Annotated in this window: 19 protein-coding genes and 1 pseudogene; 8 read left to right on the top strand and 12 right to left on the bottom strand. The window is 69.8% G+C overall.

Annotation, left to right across the window (positions count from 1 at the left end; all coding sequences use genetic code 11):
- Positions 1-433: 433 nt before the first annotated feature.
- The 4 genes and pseudogenes from FED44_RS35575 to FED44_RS35565 all read right to left on the bottom strand — a co-directional run bounded on the left by FED44_RS35575 (position 434) and on the right by FED44_RS35565 (position 2,800).
- A complete protein-coding gene (locus FED44_RS35575; protein WP_167521368.1) occupies positions 434-976 on the bottom strand; it encodes a cellulose binding domain-containing protein in 543 nt (180 codons plus the stop codon).
- Positions 977-1,032: 56 nt separating this feature from the next.
- Positions 1,033-1,620 carry a hypothetical protein gene (locus FED44_RS35570; RefSeq protein WP_167521367.1) on the bottom strand — a complete coding sequence of 196 codons (588 nt, stop codon included), beginning with the start codon at positions 1,618-1,620 and terminating at the stop codon, positions 1,033-1,035.
- Positions 1,621-2,035: 415 nt separating this feature from the next.
- Positions 2,036-2,638: pseudogene (locus tag FED44_RS02580) on the bottom strand (site-specific integrase); the annotation flags it as partial.
- Positions 2,639-2,659: 21 nt separating this feature from the next.
- Complete coding sequence (locus FED44_RS35565; RefSeq protein ID WP_167521365.1) at positions 2,660-2,800, bottom strand: hypothetical protein; 141 nt, start codon at positions 2,798-2,800, stop codon at positions 2,660-2,662.
- Positions 2,801-3,023: 223 nt separating this feature from the next.
- Between FED44_RS35565 and FED44_RS02575 the strand changes: the two genes are divergently transcribed.
- Positions 3,024-3,734: a class I SAM-dependent methyltransferase gene (locus FED44_RS02575; protein WP_138459594.1), complete on the top strand. Its 711-nt coding sequence runs from the start codon at positions 3,024-3,026 to the stop codon at positions 3,732-3,734.
- 414 nt (positions 3,735-4,148) lie between these two features.
- Here FED44_RS02575 and FED44_RS02570 read toward each other — a convergent pair whose 3' ends face one another.
- The gene (locus tag FED44_RS02570) at positions 4,149-4,607 is read right to left on the bottom strand and encodes a hypothetical protein (protein ID WP_133306204.1); all 459 of its coding nucleotides are present in this window, start codon (positions 4,605-4,607) and stop codon (positions 4,149-4,151) included.
- A 634-nt stretch (positions 4,608-5,241) separates the two neighbouring features.
- Between FED44_RS02570 and FED44_RS02565 the strand changes: the two genes are divergently transcribed.
- The 4 genes from FED44_RS02565 to FED44_RS02550 all read left to right on the top strand — a co-directional run bounded on the left by FED44_RS02565 (position 5,242) and on the right by FED44_RS02550 (position 9,178).
- Positions 5,242-6,060: a glycoside hydrolase family 16 protein gene (locus FED44_RS02565; RefSeq protein ID WP_167521364.1), complete on the top strand. Its 819-nt coding sequence runs from the start codon at positions 5,242-5,244 to the stop codon at positions 6,058-6,060.
- Positions 6,061-6,395: 335 nt separating this feature from the next.
- On the top strand, positions 6,396-7,238 hold the full coding sequence (locus FED44_RS02560; protein WP_138459593.1) for a peptidoglycan-binding domain-containing protein: 843 nt from the start codon (positions 6,396-6,398) through the stop codon (positions 7,236-7,238).
- A 42-nt stretch (positions 7,239-7,280) separates the two neighbouring features.
- Positions 7,281-8,177: a peptidase inhibitor family I36 protein gene (locus FED44_RS02555; protein WP_138459592.1), complete on the top strand. Its 897-nt coding sequence runs from the start codon at positions 7,281-7,283 to the stop codon at positions 8,175-8,177.
- A gap of 53 nt (positions 8,178-8,230) precedes the next feature.
- Complete coding sequence (locus FED44_RS02550) at positions 8,231-9,178, top strand: SpoIID/LytB domain-containing protein (protein ID WP_208758796.1); 948 nt, start codon at positions 8,231-8,233, stop codon at positions 9,176-9,178.
- A gap of 59 nt (positions 9,179-9,237) precedes the next feature.
- Here FED44_RS02550 and FED44_RS02545 read toward each other — a convergent pair whose 3' ends face one another.
- Together FED44_RS02545 and FED44_RS02540 are read right to left on the bottom strand one after the other, a co-directional pair.
- On the bottom strand, positions 9,238-10,188 hold the full coding sequence (locus tag FED44_RS02545) for an NBR1-Ig-like domain-containing protein (protein ID WP_244301721.1): 951 nt from the start codon (positions 10,186-10,188) through the stop codon (positions 9,238-9,240).
- A 61-nt stretch (positions 10,189-10,249) separates the two neighbouring features.
- The gene (locus tag FED44_RS02540; RefSeq protein ID WP_208758795.1) at positions 10,250-10,906 is read right to left on the bottom strand and encodes an NADPH-dependent F420 reductase; all 657 of its coding nucleotides are present in this window, start codon (positions 10,904-10,906) and stop codon (positions 10,250-10,252) included.
- A 91-nt stretch (positions 10,907-10,997) separates the two neighbouring features.
- On the opposite strand from FED44_RS02540, the gene FED44_RS02535 reads away from it, so the two are divergent.
- A complete protein-coding gene (locus tag FED44_RS02535; protein WP_138459589.1) occupies positions 10,998-11,360 on the top strand; it encodes a winged helix-turn-helix transcriptional regulator in 363 nt (120 codons plus the stop codon).
- On the opposite strand, the gene FED44_RS02530 is transcribed toward FED44_RS02535, so the two are convergent.
- Positions 11,335-11,958 carry a TetR/AcrR family transcriptional regulator gene (locus tag FED44_RS02530; RefSeq protein ID WP_138459588.1) on the bottom strand — a complete coding sequence of 208 codons (624 nt, stop codon included), beginning with the start codon at positions 11,956-11,958 and terminating at the stop codon, positions 11,335-11,337. The two genes, FED44_RS02535 and FED44_RS02530, sit on opposite strands and share 26 nt — an antisense overlap.
- A 137-nt stretch (positions 11,959-12,095) precedes the next feature.
- Here FED44_RS02530 and FED44_RS02525 point away from each other — a divergent pair, with 137 nt between their 5' ends.
- Entirely contained in the window at positions 12,096-12,989 is an 894-nt protein-coding gene (locus tag FED44_RS02525; protein ID WP_138459587.1) for an aldo/keto reductase, read from the top strand.
- Between the two features lie 10 nt (positions 12,990-12,999).
- Positions 13,000-14,019 carry an NADPH:quinone reductase gene (locus FED44_RS02520; RefSeq protein ID WP_138459586.1) on the top strand — a complete coding sequence of 340 codons (1,020 nt, stop codon included), beginning with the start codon at positions 13,000-13,002 and terminating at the stop codon, positions 14,017-14,019.
- 28 nt (positions 14,020-14,047) lie between these two features.
- On the opposite strand, the gene FED44_RS02515 is transcribed toward FED44_RS02520, so the two are convergent.
- The 4 genes from FED44_RS02515 to FED44_RS02500 all read right to left on the bottom strand — a co-directional run bounded on the left by FED44_RS02515 (position 14,048) and on the right by FED44_RS02500 (position 17,435).
- On the bottom strand, positions 14,048-14,257 hold the full coding sequence (locus FED44_RS02515; RefSeq protein WP_187405959.1) for a GNAT family N-acetyltransferase: 210 nt from the start codon (positions 14,255-14,257) through the stop codon (positions 14,048-14,050).
- 110 nt (positions 14,258-14,367) lie between these two features.
- Entirely contained in the window at positions 14,368-15,255 is an 888-nt protein-coding gene (locus FED44_RS02510) for a hypothetical protein (protein WP_138459585.1), read from the bottom strand.
- A complete protein-coding gene (locus FED44_RS02505) occupies positions 15,252-15,809 on the bottom strand; it encodes an RNA polymerase sigma factor (protein ID WP_138459584.1) in 558 nt (185 codons plus the stop codon). Before FED44_RS02505 ends, FED44_RS02510 begins: the two co-directional genes overlap by 4 nt.
- Before the next feature lie 78 nt (positions 15,810-15,887).
- Positions 15,888-17,435, bottom strand: coding sequence for a sensor histidine kinase (locus FED44_RS02500; RefSeq protein WP_138459583.1), 1,548 nt, complete (start codon positions 17,433-17,435; stop codon positions 15,888-15,890).
- Position 17,436 lies beyond the last annotated feature (1 nt).

Here is a 17,436-nt window from a genome sequence, read left to right as displayed (position 1 = left end):
TGGGCTTTCTCGTGTTCCAGATCGGTTGCCGGTGTCCGGCTATGTCCGGCCGTCAGCCGTTGACTCCGGTTGATCTTTCCCGATGCCTTCCCACAGAGTCTCGCAGGCCGACAGCACACCGTGCCATTCCTTGGTCCGGTGCCGCAGACGGTCCCTGACGTTTCGACGGCTTTCCTCTGACGATGGGGCTTGTTCCCGTTACGGTCAGTGCATGCTGGTTATCGAGGCGGCCCGCCGGGGGTCGGCCGGAGGCGTGGCCACCGGGTTAGCGTCTGTGACGACTGCGGTGAGGGCTGCCAGGGATCCAGGCCGGGTCGGCCGGGATCGCACCCCAGGGTGTGTCAGATCGATCCCGACAGAATCAGGTCGGAGCCGATCCGTTTCCACGACGTCGAGCCGACGGATCAGCGCGCCGGCGCCTCCGCTGCGCCGGTCAGGCGGCTGAGCATTTCGACCCGTTGAGCGCGTACTCCACGGGCCGCGAGTTGGTGCCGGTCCAGGTGCCGATGAATCCGAAGGAGACGGTGGCCCCGCCCGCGATGTCCGGATTCCAGTCGGCGTGGGCGACCGTGGGGGACACGCCGTTGGATACTTGGACGGCGTTCCAGATCTGGGAGATCGTCTGGCCGTTGGCGAAGGTGAAGGTGAGCCGCCAGCCGCGGACGGTGGTCTTGCCGGTGTTGAGGATCTTCACGTCGGTGTGGAATCCGCCGGGCCATTGGCTGTTAATGGTGTAGGTGACCGTGCAGCTGGTGGGTGGGAGCACGGTCGGGCTCGGCACGGGGACACCGTAGTCGAGAGTGTTGGGCGCCGGCGAGATGTTGCCCGCCGCGTCCAGGGCGCTGACCCAGAAAGTGTGGAGGCCGGGGGCGGCGATGCTGAGGGTCTGGCTGGTCGTGGTGCCCGGAACGGTGACGAACTCGGCGTGGACCGTACCGCCGACCTCGTACCACTGGTGGCCGACCAGGTAGCTCACGACAGGCACGCTGCCGGCCGCGGCCCAACTCACGGTGGCGGTTGACCCGTTGACCGTCAACATCTGGTTGCCGGGGTAGCCGTACGGGTACCCACCAGACGGCGACGGCGACGGCGACGGCGACGGCGGCAGGCAGGACGCCGACCAGCATCCCGTGGTGGCTTGGCCAAGTCCGGAGGCGTTGCCGGCAGCGTCCACGGCCGTGACCGTGTAGACCTCGTGCCCCTTAACGTGCTGACTGCGAACGAGGTGCCCGTCACGAAGTAGCGGTAGAACTGTTCGGACTGGTTGATGTTGCGCAGGATGTAGTAGCCGACCACGCCGACGTTGTCGGTGGCGGGCGCCCAGCTGACCACGACGGTCGGTCCGCACTCGGTGAAGACCGGCCCGCCGTGCGGCGTGGGCGGCACGGTGTCGCCATTGGCCACGGCTGGGCTCGCCGTCCCCCATGGAATGAGCGCCGTCGGCGACGTGGGGCAGATGGTCGGCGTCGTGCTCGGGGTCGGCAGGACGCCCGCAGTGCTGCTCGGCGTGGGGGTGGCCGCTGCGGGAACTGCGGACTGGATGGTCGCCGCACCGGCAGTGCCGGCGACCAGCCCGATGCCGGCGACCACGGCGGCCAGCATGGCGAGCACGACGCTCACGGAGCGCGCACGCGGACGAGGCCGGGTGGGGGCAGCCTCGGGTACAGGTATGACAGGTTGGTGGGTCATTGGGGCCTCCGGGGGACGGCTTAAACAAGCGAACTCTCAACAAAGGCGGTCCCATACTACGGATTCGATCAGCGACATGCGTTCATCATTGGATGCGCCTGGACAACCTCGTGCCAGCGTTCGGGGAGAACGGTCAATGGGGCGCCGCGGGCGCGCTGTGAAGTCGGATCCTGTCGTCGTCCGGAATCGCGGCCGTGTCATTTTAGATTCGAATTGTGTACGCGACGCCCTACGTGAGGGTGATTCCGTGGGCTGCGGGCGGAACGGACTCAATCTCCCGGCTTGCATGCGTACATAAGGCCCTTTGGGTTGATGCCAAAGGGCCTTATCGGAAAAGGTGATGAGCTTACGATTCGCTCGGGTTATCGAGACTCCGGTTGAGCCAGTCAAGGGCAGCGCGGGTCTCCGGGGTCGGAATCCGCGTGTAGACGTCCATGGTCATTGAGATCTGCGAGTGCCTCAGGATGCGCATGGAGACGCGAGGGTGAACGTCGAGCGCGGCCAGGAGCGAGGCGCAGGTGTGTCGGGTGTCGTGGACGCGGATGACGGGCACACCCGCTCTCCGGCAGTGCGCCGTAAAGGCCCGGTTGAAGTTACGCGGCTCGACCGGCGTGCCGTTCCGTGTGGTGAAGACGAGGTTGGAAGCCCGCCACTTCTCCCCGGCGGTCTTGCGTGCGTCCTCCTGGGTCCGCTGGCGATGCCTAAGCGCGGTGACGCACAGGCCCGGCAGCGGGAGTGAGGCCGTGGAGTCGTCGGTCTTAGTCGTCTCCCGGTGGAGAAGTCGGTCACCGACCCGGTTGAGCTGATGGGAGATCCACAGCTGCTGTTCGCTGAGGTTGACGCCGTCCCAGACCAGCCCGAGCACCTCACCCCGCCGCAGGCCGAGCACGAGGATCAGCACGTAAGCGGCATAGAGAGGATCGTCCACCGCTCGCAAGTGTTCCAGGAAGGCCCGAGCCTCATCGACGCCCTACACCGCGCGCTGACGCTTCTTCTTGGTCTTGTTCGCACTGGGCAGGGTTGTCAGCGCCGCGACGTTCTTGGAAATCAGCTCTTCCCGTACGGCGTTGCCGACCGCGGAGCGCAGGACACGGCGAAACCTTCTTGCCACGGGCCATGTCGGTGTCCATCTGCGGCCGGCTGAGGAAGGATGGCGGCGCGGTGCTCCGAGAGGCGAACTAGGTGACAACAGTCGGTGGAGGTGGAGCGGAGTGCGTGTCCAGCAGCCCGTACGCACCGGCGCCTTGGCGATCACCCGCTACCGGTCGGCAACTACCGCGGCCGGGACTTCCCGCGGCCGGCCCGCCCGGCATCCGAGGAAGTACCCTTAGCTGGTGTTCTCGCCTCAAGGCCCGTCGCTGCGTGAACTGGTGGTCCAGGCGCTGTCCTCGGTCGAGCGCGGCTACGACCTACTCGCCCCGAAGTTCGAACACACGCCTTTTTGCACCCCCGATAGCGTTCTTGACGCAACCGCCGACGCTCTGCGTCCGCTCGGGCCGTTCGGGAAGGGACTGGACGTGTGTTGCGGCACCGGTGCGGGCATGCGGATCCTCAACCCCCTGTGCCAGGGACGGATCACGGGCGTCGACTTCAGCACCGGCATGCTCGCCCAGGCGCACCGGGCGCACCCGGACGCTGAGTGGGTACAGGCCGACGTTCGAGCCCTGCCCTTCGCCGGGGCGTTCGACCTCGCGGTCAGCTTCGGAGCGCTCGGACACTTCCTGCCCGCTGAACGGCCCTCGCTGTTCGCCGGGGTGTACCGCGCGTTACGGCCTGACGGGCTCTTCGCCTTCCCGATCGTCGCGCCGCCCCCCATCACGTCGGGCTGGTACTGGGCGCTGCTCGGATTCGACCTGGCCATGCAGGTGCGCAATGCCGTGTGGCGTCCCCCCTTCGTCATGTACTACGGCACCTGCCCGCTGCACGCGGTCCGCAATGACCTGACAGCAGCCGGATTCACCGTGACGACAGTCCCTTTGACGGCCCTTGGCCGACGCGAAGATGGCAGCCCGCGCTGCCGGCTTGTTCTCGCACGCAGAACTTAGGTGTCCAGGTACTGGCGAACTCGATAGAGCAGGTGCAGCACCTGTCGCCCCGGATCACGGTGCGGTCAAGGCCCGATCTGGGTGAACGGAGCCTTCATCCGATATCCGCTTCTCGGTATGAGAGGTCGACCCCCGCTCCAACGGAGCGCTCTTGCTAACGCGGCTGCTGACAACAGCCGCGCTTGGCCGCTAGCAGCTCGGCCTTCTCCGTGCTGGTCAACCCCGGATCCAGCCCGCGGTCGATGCGATCCTGTCGCCGCCACATGTAGATCGTCTACGTGCTGATGTCCAGATCGCGGGCCAGGTCGATGACCTTACGTCCAACCTCGATCAGGTTCAGTACCTCAGCAATCCCGGCGCGGTTCAATGCCGGACGGGTTCAGTGACCGGGTGGCCTCTCCGCTTGGGGCTTCGCTACCCGCAGTTGCCAAAGGTCTTGCGGCCACCGGTCGCCTCGGCGAAGTCCAGCCGGGTGTCTCGGGTGCTGCCCCAGTACGAGACGCACTTGCCGCGCGCCTTCACCTTGACCGGCCCGGCGTAGTACTTGAACTTGCCCGCGTCGGTCTTCGGCTTGCTGCCCTTCACCGTCAGGGTGGCGGTGGTGTAGGTGGCGGTCCGGTAGAAGGCGGTCTTGATGCTGACCACGCAGTTGTAACCGGTCCTGCGGTTGTACATGAGGTAGACGTAGCCGAAGGTGTCACGTCCGGACTTGAGGGGACGGGAGCCGTCCTTCACCCGGGCGAACCCCGCCCCGCAGACGCCCTCGGGAGTGTAGGGGGCGGAGGCCGCGTACGCCGTGTATGCCGGGTTGGCCGCGAGAACGCCGGCGGCCAAGGCCGTCACGGCGACGACCTTCGTAACAGACCTGATCACTTGTCTACCCTTCGATGGTGGACCGGGGCGCATGCCACAGCGGATCACCCATCGATCTTGGCTTAACCCCCTACTTCCCGGCAATGGGCACCCGGAAAGGCCTGGCCGAAAGGCCGGTGCCTCATATCGCGGCGAGAGCCCAGGCGGCCTCGCACCAGCTCGCCGGGCCCGGGGCGCGCCTCCTCGGCATGGGGCTGGCCGGGGCGAAATTCACCGGTCCGTGGATCTCGCCGGGCCCCGAGGCGTTGGAGGACCTCTTGGGGTGCGCGGGCGATCCAGTGCCTGATCGCCGCGTGGCAACGGATTGCAGCTGCTCGGAAAGCGGCCAAGGCGAGAGCTCAGGAGGCCATCGCCGCATCGAAATGTCTCCACGCTTTCGGGCATCGCCAGAGCATCTGTGTGTGCCTTCCCGACTGACGTTGGCGCGTCGGCCTGCTTGAGATGCCTGATCAGATTCGGGAAGGCACACCCTTCCCATCAGATCCACAGTTTCAAGCATTGCTCGTAGACGAGATCTTCCGCGTTCTGGATCAGTCGGCTGTGTTCGGCCGTCAGCCGTTGGCTACGGGTGATCCTTCATCCTCAGCCATGGCTCCGGTTCGCTCAGGTTTCCTGGTCGCGCCAGGATTGCCGCATGAGCGAAGCCGTGGACAGAACGCACGCGCCGGACCCGGTGACGAAGGCCGGCTATGTGCTGGAGTTCGAGGACACCTTCGACGGAGACACGCTCGACGAGCGTCGCTGGATCCCGCGTTACCTGCCCCAGTGGACGACGCGTGCCGCCTCGGCCGCCCGGCATCGGATGGGCGACGGGTGCCTGCGCCTGCTGATCGAGGAGGACCAGCCGCCGTGGTCGCCGGAGACGGAGGGCCGGATGCGCGTGTCCTCGCTGCAGACGGGCGTGTTCTCCGGACCTGTGGGCAGCGGCGTCGGCCAGCATGGGCGGGGCCGGGCCGTCGTGCGGGAGGCGCAGGACGAGGTGCGGCTCTACACCCCGCACTACGGGCTGATCGAGATGCGCGCCAGGGCCGCCGACGACCCGCGTGCCATGGTCGCACTGTGGATGATCGGCTTCGAGGACGCGCCCGAGCGGTCCGCGGAGATCTGCGTCTGCGAGATCTTCGGGCGTGACGTACGACCGGAGGCAGCGGCCGTCGGTATGGGTGTCCACCCGTTCGGCGATCCCGCGATCACCGACGAGTTCGCCGCCGAGGTCCTCCCCATCGACGTACGCGAGTTCCACGTGTACGCGGCCGAGTGGACCCCGGATCGGGTGACGTTCTTCGTGGACGGCCGGCACGTCAAGACCGTCCGGCAGTCCCCGGACTATCCGATGCAGCTCATGCTCGGGATCTACGAGTTCCCCGACGCGGAGGGGCCAGAACGGGTAGGGCCGTACCCCAAGGAGTTCGTGGTCGACTATGTGCGGGGCTACCGGCCCGTGACGGATTGAGCCCTACTCTTCGCCGATTGAGTCTCCCCCTACGAATCAGAAGGTCAGTGGGTCGAGTCCTCTCGGCCGCGCACATCACAGCAGGCCCGTTACCAGGATCACCTGGAAACGGGCCTCAGTGTCTTCCGGGCTCGAAATGGCGTCCGTCGCCGCTCGCTTCGAGGTGCCCGGGCGTCTCGCTCGTCACGAATCACCTGTCAGGCGGCGCGTACGCCTGTACGGCGAGCGTGTCGAACAGGCTGACAACACGATCTCGTTGTGGACAGCGCGAGGGATCCGAAACCGTGGATCCCGCCGCAGGATTCACCTGACGGCGCTCGCCACCAGGAGAAACGATGAAGCTGCCGCCATGCGCCGCCGCCCTCGCGGCCCCCCTGCTCGCTTGCCTGACCGGAGTGTCCGGGGTGCCGGCGGCACAGGCGGCCGACGTCAGGACCCTTCCGAGGGTGGACATGGAGGCCACGGTCAAGGCGGCCCAGGTCGACCCGCGGCGGTCCGACGACAGGCCGACCCCGGGCGCCAAGGCCGACGTGCTCCTTGTCGAGCGGGCGCTGCGCGACCGGCACCTGCTCGACGCGAAGTGGGTGGACGGTTACTTCGGCGCGACGACGGTCGTCGCCTTCACGAAGTTCCAGAGGTCGCTCGGCCTCACTGGTCTCGCCGCCAACGGACTTCCGGGAAAGGCGTCGCTCACCAGGCTCGGAGCCGGTCGTTTCACGGTCACCCGCACCATCGGGCCGGGCGCTCGGGTGTCCGTCGGCGGTGTCGTCGTCGACGCCCGCACGCGGAGCATGCTGGCCGAGGCGAAGCGGCTGCTCGGCCGCGACCTGGTGCTGTTGCAGGGGTCGTACAACCGCGGCGGCGACCCCACGTCCGCGGGCACCCACGACGGCGGCGGCGTCGTCGACATCTCGGTCGAGGGGATGGGCTCCGCCACCCGCACCGCCGTCGTCCGCGCGTTGCGGCGTGTCGGCTTCGCGGCCTGGGTGCGTAATCCCGGCCAGGCCGACTGGCCGTGGCACATCCACGCCGCCGCCATCAACGACACCGACCTCTCCAGCCAGGCCCAGCACCAGATCGGTGACTACTACCTCGGCCTGAACGGGCTCGCCGGCCGTGGCCCGGACGACGGCCCGAAGGTGCCCATCCGCACCTGGGAGGAGTACCGGCGCCGCTGACCATCCGAAACCCAGGCTGCACAGACAACGAAGGAGAACACCATGGGAACGCTCAACAGGATCCTCACCACGGCGGCCGCCGCGACGGTGCTCGGCGGGGCGGTGCTGGCCACCGCCTCGCCCGCCTCGGCGGCCACCCGCAACGGCGTGTGCGAGACCGGCGAGTTCTGTTACTACTTCAACAGCGGCACCAAGGGATCGCTGTCGGACTTCACCGGGTCCGTCCCCGACTACGGCACCCGGCAGCCCTCCTGCTTCGACTTCAAGGGACCCGGCGCAGGTAAGGGCAAGTGCGTCAAGAACGCCGCCGCCTCGGTCTGGAACCGCAGCGGCAAGACCGTCCGCGTCTACTTCAACAGCAGCTACGGCGGCAGTATCTACCAGGACTTCGCGCCCGGTGCCAGGGGCAACCTCAAGCCCGGCCTGAAGAACCAGAACGCCTCCCACCAGTTCGGCCCGTCGTCATCGGTGCGCGTCAACATGTCGTACGCGCTGTACAAGGCGAGTGGCGGCTACATCAGCTGCGGCTTCGACGGTTACGTCCACACCTCCGGCCGGCACGAGGGCATCGACATCACCCGCAGGGTCGGTTCGGCTGTCCACGCGCTGACGAGTGGTCAGATCATCAACGTCGTGTACGGGAGCAACGGCGGCTCGGGGCTCTCCACGATCGCCGTCTACAACGCCTCGCTGAACAAGACGATCATCTACCTGCACTCGGCTCCGCTGTCCTCGCTGCGGGTGGGCCAGCAGATCTCCCGCGGCCAGGTCATCGCGGAAGAGGCGTGGCACGGGGTGTCGTCCAGGAACAAAGCGCACACCCACGTCGAGATGCGCCGCGGACGGCAGACGCGGGCCGCCAAGAGCGTCGGCGACTCGACTCTGAGCAACCCGAACCCGAACTCGTTCTGGGTCTCCCAGGGCTACAACGTCCGCTAGCGCACCGGGACCCCTGTGAAGCACCGGGGCCTCTGATGAGGAGGAAGGCAACTGTGTCTCCGCGAACTGCACGGCTGATCTCGCCCCTGGCCGCGGTGGCCGCCGCGACGGTGCTCGGCGGGGCGGTGCTGGCCACCGCCTCGCCCGCCTCGGCGGCCACCCGCAACGGCGTGTGCGAGACCGGCGAGTTCTGTTACTACTTCAACAGCGGCACCAAGGGATCGCTGTCGGACTTCACCGGGTCCGTCCCCGACTACGGCACCCGGCAGCCCTCCTGCTTCGACTTCAAGGGACCCGGCGCAGGTAAGGGCAAGTGCGTCAAGAACGCCGCCGCCTCGGTCTGGAACCGCAGCGGCAAGACCGTCCGGGTCTACTTCAACAGCAACTACGGCGGCAGCGTCTACCAGGACTTCGCTCCCGGCGCCAAGGGCAACCTCAAGCCCGGCCTCAAGAACCAGAACGCCTCCCACCGGTTCCTGAGCGCCGCACCGCCGACCGGGTGCAAGACCGACGGCACGCACAGCCGGCTGCCCACGACAATCCTCGTCTACCGGAAATCCCTCGACCGCGTGGACCGGGTGGAGTTCAAGACCTACATCAAGAACGTCCTGCCCAACGAGTGGCGGTCGCACTGGCCGAAGGAGTCCCTCAAGGCCGGGGCGATCGCGGTCAAGAACTTCGGCTGGTACTGGGCGCTGAGGTCGGCGAGCAGGACACCGAGCGGCCAGTGCTACGACGTCACCGACCACACGTCCAGCCAGATGTACAAGCCCGGCTCCGCGACGGCGGCGACGAACGCCGCGGTGGACGCCACGTGGGGCATCCGGATGACGCGTGACGGGAAGATCTTCAAGGCCCAGTACTGCTCCACGACGACGGCGTGCGGCCACTGGGTCACCGGCGACTGGATGTCGCAGAACGGCTCTCGCGACAAGGCCGAGGCGGGCTGGAGCTACGCCAGGATCCTCAGGTACTACTACAAGGGGATCGTTCTCAACTGAACCCCCGGAGATCGTCCGCCCCTGTTCCCCGCCGTGCCGCGTACGGCGGGGAACAGGCGTCAGCCGACGATGACCTGGAAGTTGAGCGGCCGGCCTCCGGGGAACGCGACCCGTCCCGAACCCTCCATCATCTTGAACCGCACGTAACACAGGCCCGGCTTGCTCGGCGTGGTGATTTCGGTCCGGATGTCGACCGTCTCTCCGGGTCGTGTGTCCTTGATCGGTATGTCGGAGACGGTCCGGCATTGATCAGGTCGCTGCGGGAGGTCGAGGCGATGCAACGAATATCCCTTCCACGGCACCGTCCCGGCGTTCTTGAGCCGCCACACCTTGGTCACGGTCTGGCGGGGGCCGACGCGCGTGCAGTCGGTGAGCGTGATGTCCCCGATGAACTTCGCCGAATCACCCTCGTGCGCGGGTGGGCTCCACGGCGGGCTGGTGGCGTGTATCGGGCAGTCGGCCGCCGACAGCCCGGAATTCGACGGGCTCCCGGACGGGTTCGAGCTGTGCCCGTCGGCCCCGGAGCCACGACTGACGGCGACCGCGATGAGGACCGCCGTCACCACACCGACGGCCGCTACCGCGAGCGCTGCCGGGCGGTTCCGCCGGAATCGTCCTCGGTCCTCTGGCGCGGAGGGGACCGGCCGGACGTCGCCCGCGATCTCACCGCCCGGCCGTGAGGTTCGCGACTCGGGAGCGCTGGGCGCGCTACGGCCTTCCGCGACGTTCGCGGCGGAGGCTTCGAGTCCGGTGCCCGCCGATCTGACCGCCAGGTTCGCCCTCTCCCAGCGTTCGCGGTACGCGGCCGGGTCCGCGCCGCACGCCTTGACGAACTCGACGGTGGTCTCCCAACTGGGGAGCCGGTTGCCCTTCGTCGCCTCGTGCAACGTCGTGTGTGAGATCGCCCCCGACCGGCCGGACATTTCTCGAAAAGGTGGGTTGCCGACCGATTTGCGGAGTTCTCGCAGTGCCGCCGCGAAGTCCTCGATCGCCTTCGCCCGTGCAGGCATGTCGTCCACCGGGTGAAGCTAACAGCGCTCACAGTATTCACTCAAGCTCAGGGAGTCGCGATCACGACCCCGAGGCTCGGAGGAGCGCCGGGTCCACGTCGGGAACGGCGAGTCTCGGGTTGTGGCCCGCTGCGACGACCCTCATGACGAATCCGGCGGCCTCCTCCAACTGCCGGGCGCTGCCCAGCCCGCCGACCACCGCGGCCCGTCCGCCGAGATCCCGGATCAGCGCCGCGGCGCGGTCGAGGGCATCCGGCTCGTCGCCGCAGATCGCCACGACCGGCGCCGACTCCCGCGGACCCGCGTACGGCCATGAAGCTCCGGCGAACAGGTGGAGCGCCTTCACCACGTGCGCACCGGGAGCCGCCCGAGCCACGAGTGCCGCTGCCGAGCCGGACGCCGGCTTCAGTTCACCGGTCGCGTAGTCGACCGGGTTGGTGCAGTCGATCACGGTCATGCCGGTCAACGCCCCTTGGGGGCCGCCGACGAGGGACACCGCGGCCTCCAGCCCTTCCCAGGCGATCGCGATCACGAGCGCATCGACCCGGGCCGCGAGGCCGGCGGAGTCGGCGGCCTCCGCCGCGGGGCCGATCCGGTCGGCCGCCCGGCGGGCGTGGCCCGGGTCACGCCCTGCCACCAGCAGCGAATGCCCGGCCGCGGCCCAGGCTCGGCCAAGCGTCACGGCGAGGTTCCCGGTGCCCAAGATTCCCAGATTCACAGCGATCTCCTCTTTCTCGAAAGGGCTTCGTGGGAGACGCTACGAACGAGGCTCCTACCATCCGGTAGGCGACCGATGCGAGACTGGATCAGTGATCGAGGGGTCCTGTGAGACGTTCGTCTCCGACTGCCAGGTACGCGCCGCGGCCGAGCTCATCAGTCACGCCTGGGATCCCGTCGTGCTCTCAGCCCTACGCCTCGGGCCGACGCGACGGAAGGAGCTGCTCACACGTATCGCGGGAGTCAGCGACAAGGTCCTGACCGAGGCCCTGCGACGTCTGCTGGCGCGCGGACTCGTCCTGAAAGACGGCGCCGACCAGATGTCGACGCGGGCAGGCGCGGTCTACCGGCTCTCCCCGCTGGGCGAGTCGTTCGCGAACGGGCCCCTCGCGCAACTGGCGCAGTGGGCCGCCGACAACCAGGACGATCTCATCGCCTCGTCGGTGACGGCATGACCTGACGGCCGTCACCGTGCCGGATGCCGTCGAGGATGAGCGAGACGACGCTCGCGGCCTCCGCCTCGATCTCGGGGGACTGCCACTCCGCGGCGTGCCTCGGATCGAGAAACCGGGTGCTCGCGTTGAAGACGGCTCGCGCGGTCGCCTCCGGATCGCAGGGCGCGAAGTCGCCGCCGGCCACGCCGTCGGCGACGACGGCGCGGATCTGGTCGAGCAGGAACGCGAGATGGGACCGCGACTCGGTGCTGTGCTCCGCCGCCAGCACCCGGAAGGTGGCGAACAGTTCCGGGTCCTCCCTCGCCTTCGCCCATTTGACGGCGAACATGGCGGTGAGCAGGCCGCGTAGCCGGTCGGGCGGGGTCAGTCCGGCGTCCTGAACCGCCGCGACGAGATCGTCTCGCACCCGGTCGAGCCAGCGCCGGATCACGGCCTCGCGCAGCGCCGCCTTGGACGGGAAGTGCCGGTAGACGCTGCCGTGGCTCACCCCCAGCAGCCGCGCGACGTCGAGCACCGTGGTCTTCTCCGGACCGTGGCGGCGCAGCACCTCCTCGGTCGCCGACACGATCGTCTCCGCGTCGAGTGGCTCTCCGCGCATCGGATCTCCCTGTCGAGCTGGTACGAGGCCTCCGGGCCCCGCAGCGGAACGTACGTCAGCGGACTGACGGCCGTCAAACCATGTTCGACAGATGACAACTATTGAAATCTGTCATTTGCTGTTTGTACGGTGTGGTCATGAGCACTCCTACTGCTTCCTTCGCCGGCCGTACCGTGGCCCGGGTGGGCTACGGCGCGGCCCAGCTCGGCCGGTTGGGAGACCACCGCGCCGAGGCCGTCGCGCTGGTGCGCCGGGCGGTCGAGCTGGGCGTGAACCACGTCGACACCGCCGAGTTCTACGGCTTCGGCTTCGCCAACGCGGTGATCCGCGAAGCCGTACGCCCCGAAGACGACGTTGTCGTCGTCACCAAGGTCGGCGCCGACCCCAATCCGGGCGGGCGCCTGCCGTTGCGGATGGCGCAGCGGCCCGAACAGCTGCGGGCCAGCGTCGAGGACAACCTGCGCAGCCTCGGCGTCGACCGGCTCCCCGTGGTCAATCTCCGCCGCCTCGACTCCGGCCCGGGGCTGCGTCCCGAGGGCGACCAGGTGGTCGACCTCGACGACCAGCTCGCCGCCATGATCACCCTGCGCGACGAGGGCAAGATCGGGGCGATAGGCCTGGGCAGCGTGACCCTCGACGGCCTGCGCCGCGCCCTGCCGGCCGGCATCGTCTGCGTGCAGAACGCCTACAGCCTCGTCTCCCGGGACGACGAGGACCTGCTGCGGCTGTGCGCGGCCGAGGGCATCGCGTGGGTGCCGTTCTTCCCGCTCGGCGGGGCCTTTCCCGGTCTGCCGAAGGTCGCCGAGGAGCCGGTCGTCCACACCGTGGCCGAGTCGCTGGGCGTCACACCCGCCCAGGTCGGCCTCGCCTGGCTGCTGCACCACGCCCCGAACGTGCTGCTCATCCCCGGCACCGCCGATCCCGGCCACCTGGAGGCCAACATGGCGGCCGGCGAGATCGCCTTCGACGAGGCCACCCTTGCCGTCCTCGACGCGGTCGAGTCCCGCTCCAGCGAAGTCTCGCTCGGCTAGGGGACGGACCATGAAGGCGATCGTCTACCGCGACAACGGCGGCCCCGGCGTACTCCGGCTCGTCGAGCGTGACCTGCCCGCGCCCGGTCGCGGCGAGGTTCGCGTCCGGGTCGCCGTGTCCGGGGTCAACCCGGCCGACGTGCAGGCCCGATCCGGCGTCACCGGCCCCAAGCGCTTCCCGGAGGTCACTCCGCACCTGGACGGCGCCGGCGTGATCGACGCCGTCGGCGAGGGGGTCGACCGGAGCCGGATCGGTCAGCGGGTCTGGCTGTTCATGGCCGCCGCGGGGCGGCCCACCGGCACCGCCGCCGAGTTCACCGTCGTGCCCGCCGACCAGGCCGTCCCACTGCCCGACGAGGCCGGTTTCGACGTCGGCGCCGCGCTCGGCGTCCCCGCGCTCACCGCGCACCGCGCGCTCACCGTCGCCGAGGACGGACCGCGCCGCCTGCGGCCGGGTGCGCTCGACGGCAGGGTGGTGCTCGCCGCGGGCGGGGCCGGAGCGGTCGGGCACGCGGTGATCCAGCTCGCCCGATGGGCCGGCGCCACCGTGATCAGCACGATCAGCGGTCCGGAGAAGGCCCGGCTGGCCACCGCGGCCGGCGCCCACCACGTGGTCGACTACCGCGGGGGCGACCCGGCCGCCGAGATCCGTACGATCGCCCCGGACGGCGTCGACATCGTCGCCGAGGTGGCGCTCGGCGCGAATCTCGCGCTGGACCTCGCCGTGCTGCGCACGCGAGGCACGATCTCGACGTACGCCAACGAAGGCGGCAGACCGGTCCAACTGAACGTGCCGCAGAACATGGTGCTGAACACACGCCTGCAGTTCCTGGTGCTCTACACGGCCGGTGCCGCGGCGCGCGCCGCGGCCGCCGAGGACGTCGCCGCCGCGGTCCGCGACGGCGCCCTGCCGGTCGGCGAAGAACACGGCCTGCCGCTGGTCCGCTTCCCGCTCGACCGCACCGCCGACGCGCACCGGGCGGTGGAGCACGGCGTGGTCGGCAAGGTCCTGGTCGACGTCACCCGATGAACCACGCGCGGGCCGGCGCCCGTCAATCTCAAGAAGAATCCTGAGGAGCGCGCCTGACGTGCACGTGTCCCCCGCTGGGGTACGGCGGGCGAGCCGGGACGACCTCTTCCAGGACGTAGCCGCACTTCTGCGCCACGCGGCACGACGCGTGGTTGTCCACCAGGTGGAGCAGTTTGAGGAAGTCCAGGCCCTGCCCGGCGAACCTGTCGTCCGGAGGACTGTGGAGCACGACGGTCATGCGTTGAGGTCGGCGACGTCGTCGAACCGGTCGTTCATGTGAATCTCCTCCGAGAACGATACGGCGATCATCGCATTCCCTTACGACAGACGACCGGGGCATCCGGACGATCAGGAGGAGTCCTTCACGCAGTCGTCGCCCCGCATGCGGGGACCGGGGACGTCGGGACGACTGTGCGTGGGGCCCACCAGCAGGCGGGCGCTGCCCGCCGACCTGAGCACGCCCTCGTGGACGTACCAGGACCCGGGCACGGTGGCGCGATCACCGTCGGCGGTGACGAAGACCGCGTCCGGCACTCCTCTGGAGCGCAGCAGCGCGATGACCCGGTCCACGCGCTCGCCGCGGAAACCGGTGCAGTGCAGCGGTTCCCCGGGGGCGTCGACGGACGCGATCAGGGTGTACCGCTCGCCCTCCCGCCCCCGGCGTCCGAGTGTGATGTCGATCTTCTTCGTGTAGCCGACGGGGATCCTCAGGCCGATCGCACAGGGAAAGTCCGCTGTGAGGCAGCCGTCGATGGTCTCGATCGCGTCCTTACGGCGTCCCCCCTCCGCGGTCCGCTCGCCGCCGGTACGCACCGTGCCCTCCCAGATGCGGCCGACCAGACTCGGCGACGCGGGGACCAGGCGCAGCGAGACGTTCAGCCCGAGGCCGCGAAGCTGTTCCTGGTACACCTCGGGATCGGCGTAGAGGTCCCTCACCATGACGACGTAGAAGCCGTTCTCCTGCCTGATGTCGAGCGCGGCGGCGGCCGGGCCCGCGCCCAGGCCGAGGAACCCCGGCCCGGCCAGGCCGAGCGCGGCGACAAGAGCGGCCACGACGGACAGGCCCCAGCGCCTCCACCGGCGCGGGCTCCCGGGCCCCGGCTCGGCCCCGGCGGTCTCGGGCTCCTCGGCCGCGTGCGACGTGATCTCCTCGAGCAGTTCCCGGGCGCCCCTGGTCATCCCCGGGCCCGGCGCGGGGGCGGTTCCCGCGAGCAGGTGGTCGATGTCGCGTCTCATGACGTTCCCTTCGCCGGCTCGGTGGCGCGTACGCCGTAGGTGGCAAGGTCGGATCCGACGAGTTTCAGGTTGCGCGCCAGCCGTCGGCGCGCGCGGTGGAGGCGGAGGCGCACGGCGCCTCGGGAGCAGCCCAGCAAGGTGGCGATCTCGGCCGTGTCCAGGCCTTCCCAGCCGACCAGGGCCAGCAGCTCGCGGTCCCGCTCTCCGAGCAGCCGGAACGCCCGGCGTACGGCGTCGCGGTCGTGGCCGGCGGTGGGGGCGGGGTCCTGCCAGGCGGTGAGCTCCGCCCGGAGCCGGGTGGCGAGCGCCGTGCGCCGGGACGCGCCGCGCCGCTGGTTGGCGAGCACCCGCCGGGCCACGCCGTACAGCCAGAGCCTGGTCTCCCGCCCCTCGGGGAGCTCGTCGATGCGCCGCCACGCCGTGGTGAACGTCTCGGCGATGGCGTCCGCGGCGTCGTCGGGCGAGCCGGTGCGCCGCCACACGTAGGTCAGGAGGTCGGAGTAGTGCGCCTCGTAGATCTCCTCGAAAAGCCTTCTGCGTTCCGGGGGGCCCATGCGGCCGTCCTTCCTGTGGGAGGTCGTCGGCCCCGCACATGTCCGGCTCACCCGGACGCGTTTCAGGCTTTTTCCGGCTCAGGGCACCACGGCTTTCGAGACCAGCCGGTCTTCGCGGAAGCACAGCCGGTAGGCGAGCCGGTCGGCGTTCTTCACCGTGTAGTACAGGCAGTCCTGTCCTTCGGGCGGGACCGGCGCTCCGTCCGGCGGCCCGTCCCTGGTGAAGACGGGAAGCCCGGACCGCACGTCGTCACGCGGCGCACCCAGGCGCAGCCCCTCGTACGTCTCCCGGTCGAGGACCGAGAGGGACGAGCCGACGAAGCCGAGAGGGATCATGATCAGGGCGATCACGGCGAGCACCGCCACGGGCACCCCGGCCGCCTCCACCAGCCGCCGCCGCACCCGCCGCCTGGCGAGGGCCAGCTCCCCGGCGGCGGCGCGGGTGCCCGCACGCCCCTCCTCGGACTCCGGAACCAGGGGGTTCCCGTCACGTCCGGCGATCGGAACTTCGGCGCAGACCTCGAAACCGCCCGCCGGGGTCGGACCGCTGCGCAGGGTCCCGCCCGCGAACCGGACCCGCTCGTCGAGCCCCACCAGCCCGGACCCTACCGGCGCGGCCCCGGGCGGCACCCGTCCGGGCGCGCTCACCGCCGGGGCGGCGTCGTTCACCACCCGCACCCCGAACGAGGTCTCGTCCCGTACGAGCCGGACGCGCACGGTCGCGCCAGGGGCGTGTCTGGCGGCGTTCGTCAGGGCTTCCTGGAGCACGCGGCGGACGGCGAGCGCCGCCATCGGGGGCAGGCCGTCGGTGCCGCTCGACCGCTCGACGACGACCGGGATGCCCGAGTCGCGGGCCCGCTCGACGAGGCCCTCCACGCTCTCCTCCCTGGGTGGCACGAGGGAGTCGTCCTCCCGCAGCACGCCGATGATCTCCCGGAGCCGGTGGGTGGCCTCCGCCGCGGCCTCCCGCAGCTCCCGTACGGCGTCGCGCTGCCGCGCGTCGAGCCCGGGATCGAGTTCGAGGGCTCCGGCGCGCACCGCGAGGAGCGTCAGGTCGTGGCCGAGCGAGTCGTGCATGTCTCCGGCGATGCGGGCTCTCTCCCGGGTCCGGGCGCGGCCCGCGACGGCCCGCTGTTCACGCTCCATCCGGTCGGCGAGGCGCCAGCCCGTGTCCACCAGTTCGGCGTACTGGCGATGCCAGCGGCCGGCCAGCCACGGCAGCACCACCGCGAGCAGCAACGTGAGGAGCTGGGTGGGCCAGCCCCACAGGTCACGCAGGACGAAGGCGGACAGCGGCAGCCCGGAGAGGGCGACGGCGGCGAAGAACCACAGGGCCGCGCGCCCGCTCTCGGCCCGGCGCCCGGCCAGGTAACCGAACAGCGCCAGCGCCGCCCACGTCCAGTACAGAGGAGCCAGCATCCGCGCGTCCAGCGCCAGCGTCAGCGCCACCGGCACGGCGAGCGCGGTCAGCGGCCGGGCGCGTCCCAGCGCGGTCGCGACGGCGAACGACGGGACACCCGCGATCAGCGGTATCAGGCTCCGCCCGTCGGGGTCCAGCGCCGCCGCGGCCGGCGGCACGCACACCGCCGCCCACAGCGCGAGGTCCTGGAGTCGGGGCGTCCGCACG

This window comes from Microbispora triticiradicis (assembly GCF_005864065.1).
Lineage (GTDB): Bacteria > Actinomycetota > Actinomycetes > Streptosporangiales > Streptosporangiaceae > Microbispora > Microbispora triticiradicis.
This window is presented reverse-complemented; position numbering and strand designations above follow the sequence as displayed.

Coding starts and splice junctions, on each gene's coding strand:
- FED44_RS02545 (WP_244301721.1), bottom strand. CDS start 10,188: ATGCCTGCACGGGCGAAGGCGATCGAGGACTTCGCGGCGGCACTGCGA.
- FED44_RS02555 (WP_138459592.1), top strand. CDS start 7,281: ATGGGAACGCTCAACAGGATCCTCACCACGGCGGCCGCCGCGACGGTG.
- FED44_RS02515 (WP_187405959.1), bottom strand. CDS start 14,257: ATGACCGTCGTGCTCCACAGTCCTCCGGACGACAGGTTCGCCGGGCAG.
- FED44_RS02505 (WP_138459584.1), bottom strand. CDS start 15,809: ATGGGCCCCCCGGAACGCAGAAGGCTTTTCGAGGAGATCTACGAGGCG.
- FED44_RS02525 (WP_138459587.1), top strand. CDS start 12,096: ATGAGCACTCCTACTGCTTCCTTCGCCGGCCGTACCGTGGCCCGGGTG.
- FED44_RS02510 (WP_138459585.1), bottom strand. CDS start 15,255: ATGAGACGCGACATCGACCACCTGCTCGCGGGAACCGCCCCCGCGCCG.
- FED44_RS02520 (WP_138459586.1), top strand. CDS start 13,000: ATGAAGGCGATCGTCTACCGCGACAACGGCGGCCCCGGCGTACTCCGG.
- FED44_RS02530 (WP_138459588.1), bottom strand. CDS start 11,958: ATGCGCGGAGAGCCACTCGACGCGGAGACGATCGTGTCGGCGACCGAG.
- FED44_RS02565 (WP_167521364.1), top strand. CDS start 5,242: ATGAGCGAAGCCGTGGACAGAACGCACGCGCCGGACCCGGTGACGAAG.
- FED44_RS02560 (WP_138459593.1), top strand. CDS start 6,396: ATGAAGCTGCCGCCATGCGCCGCCGCCCTCGCGGCCCCCCTGCTCGCT.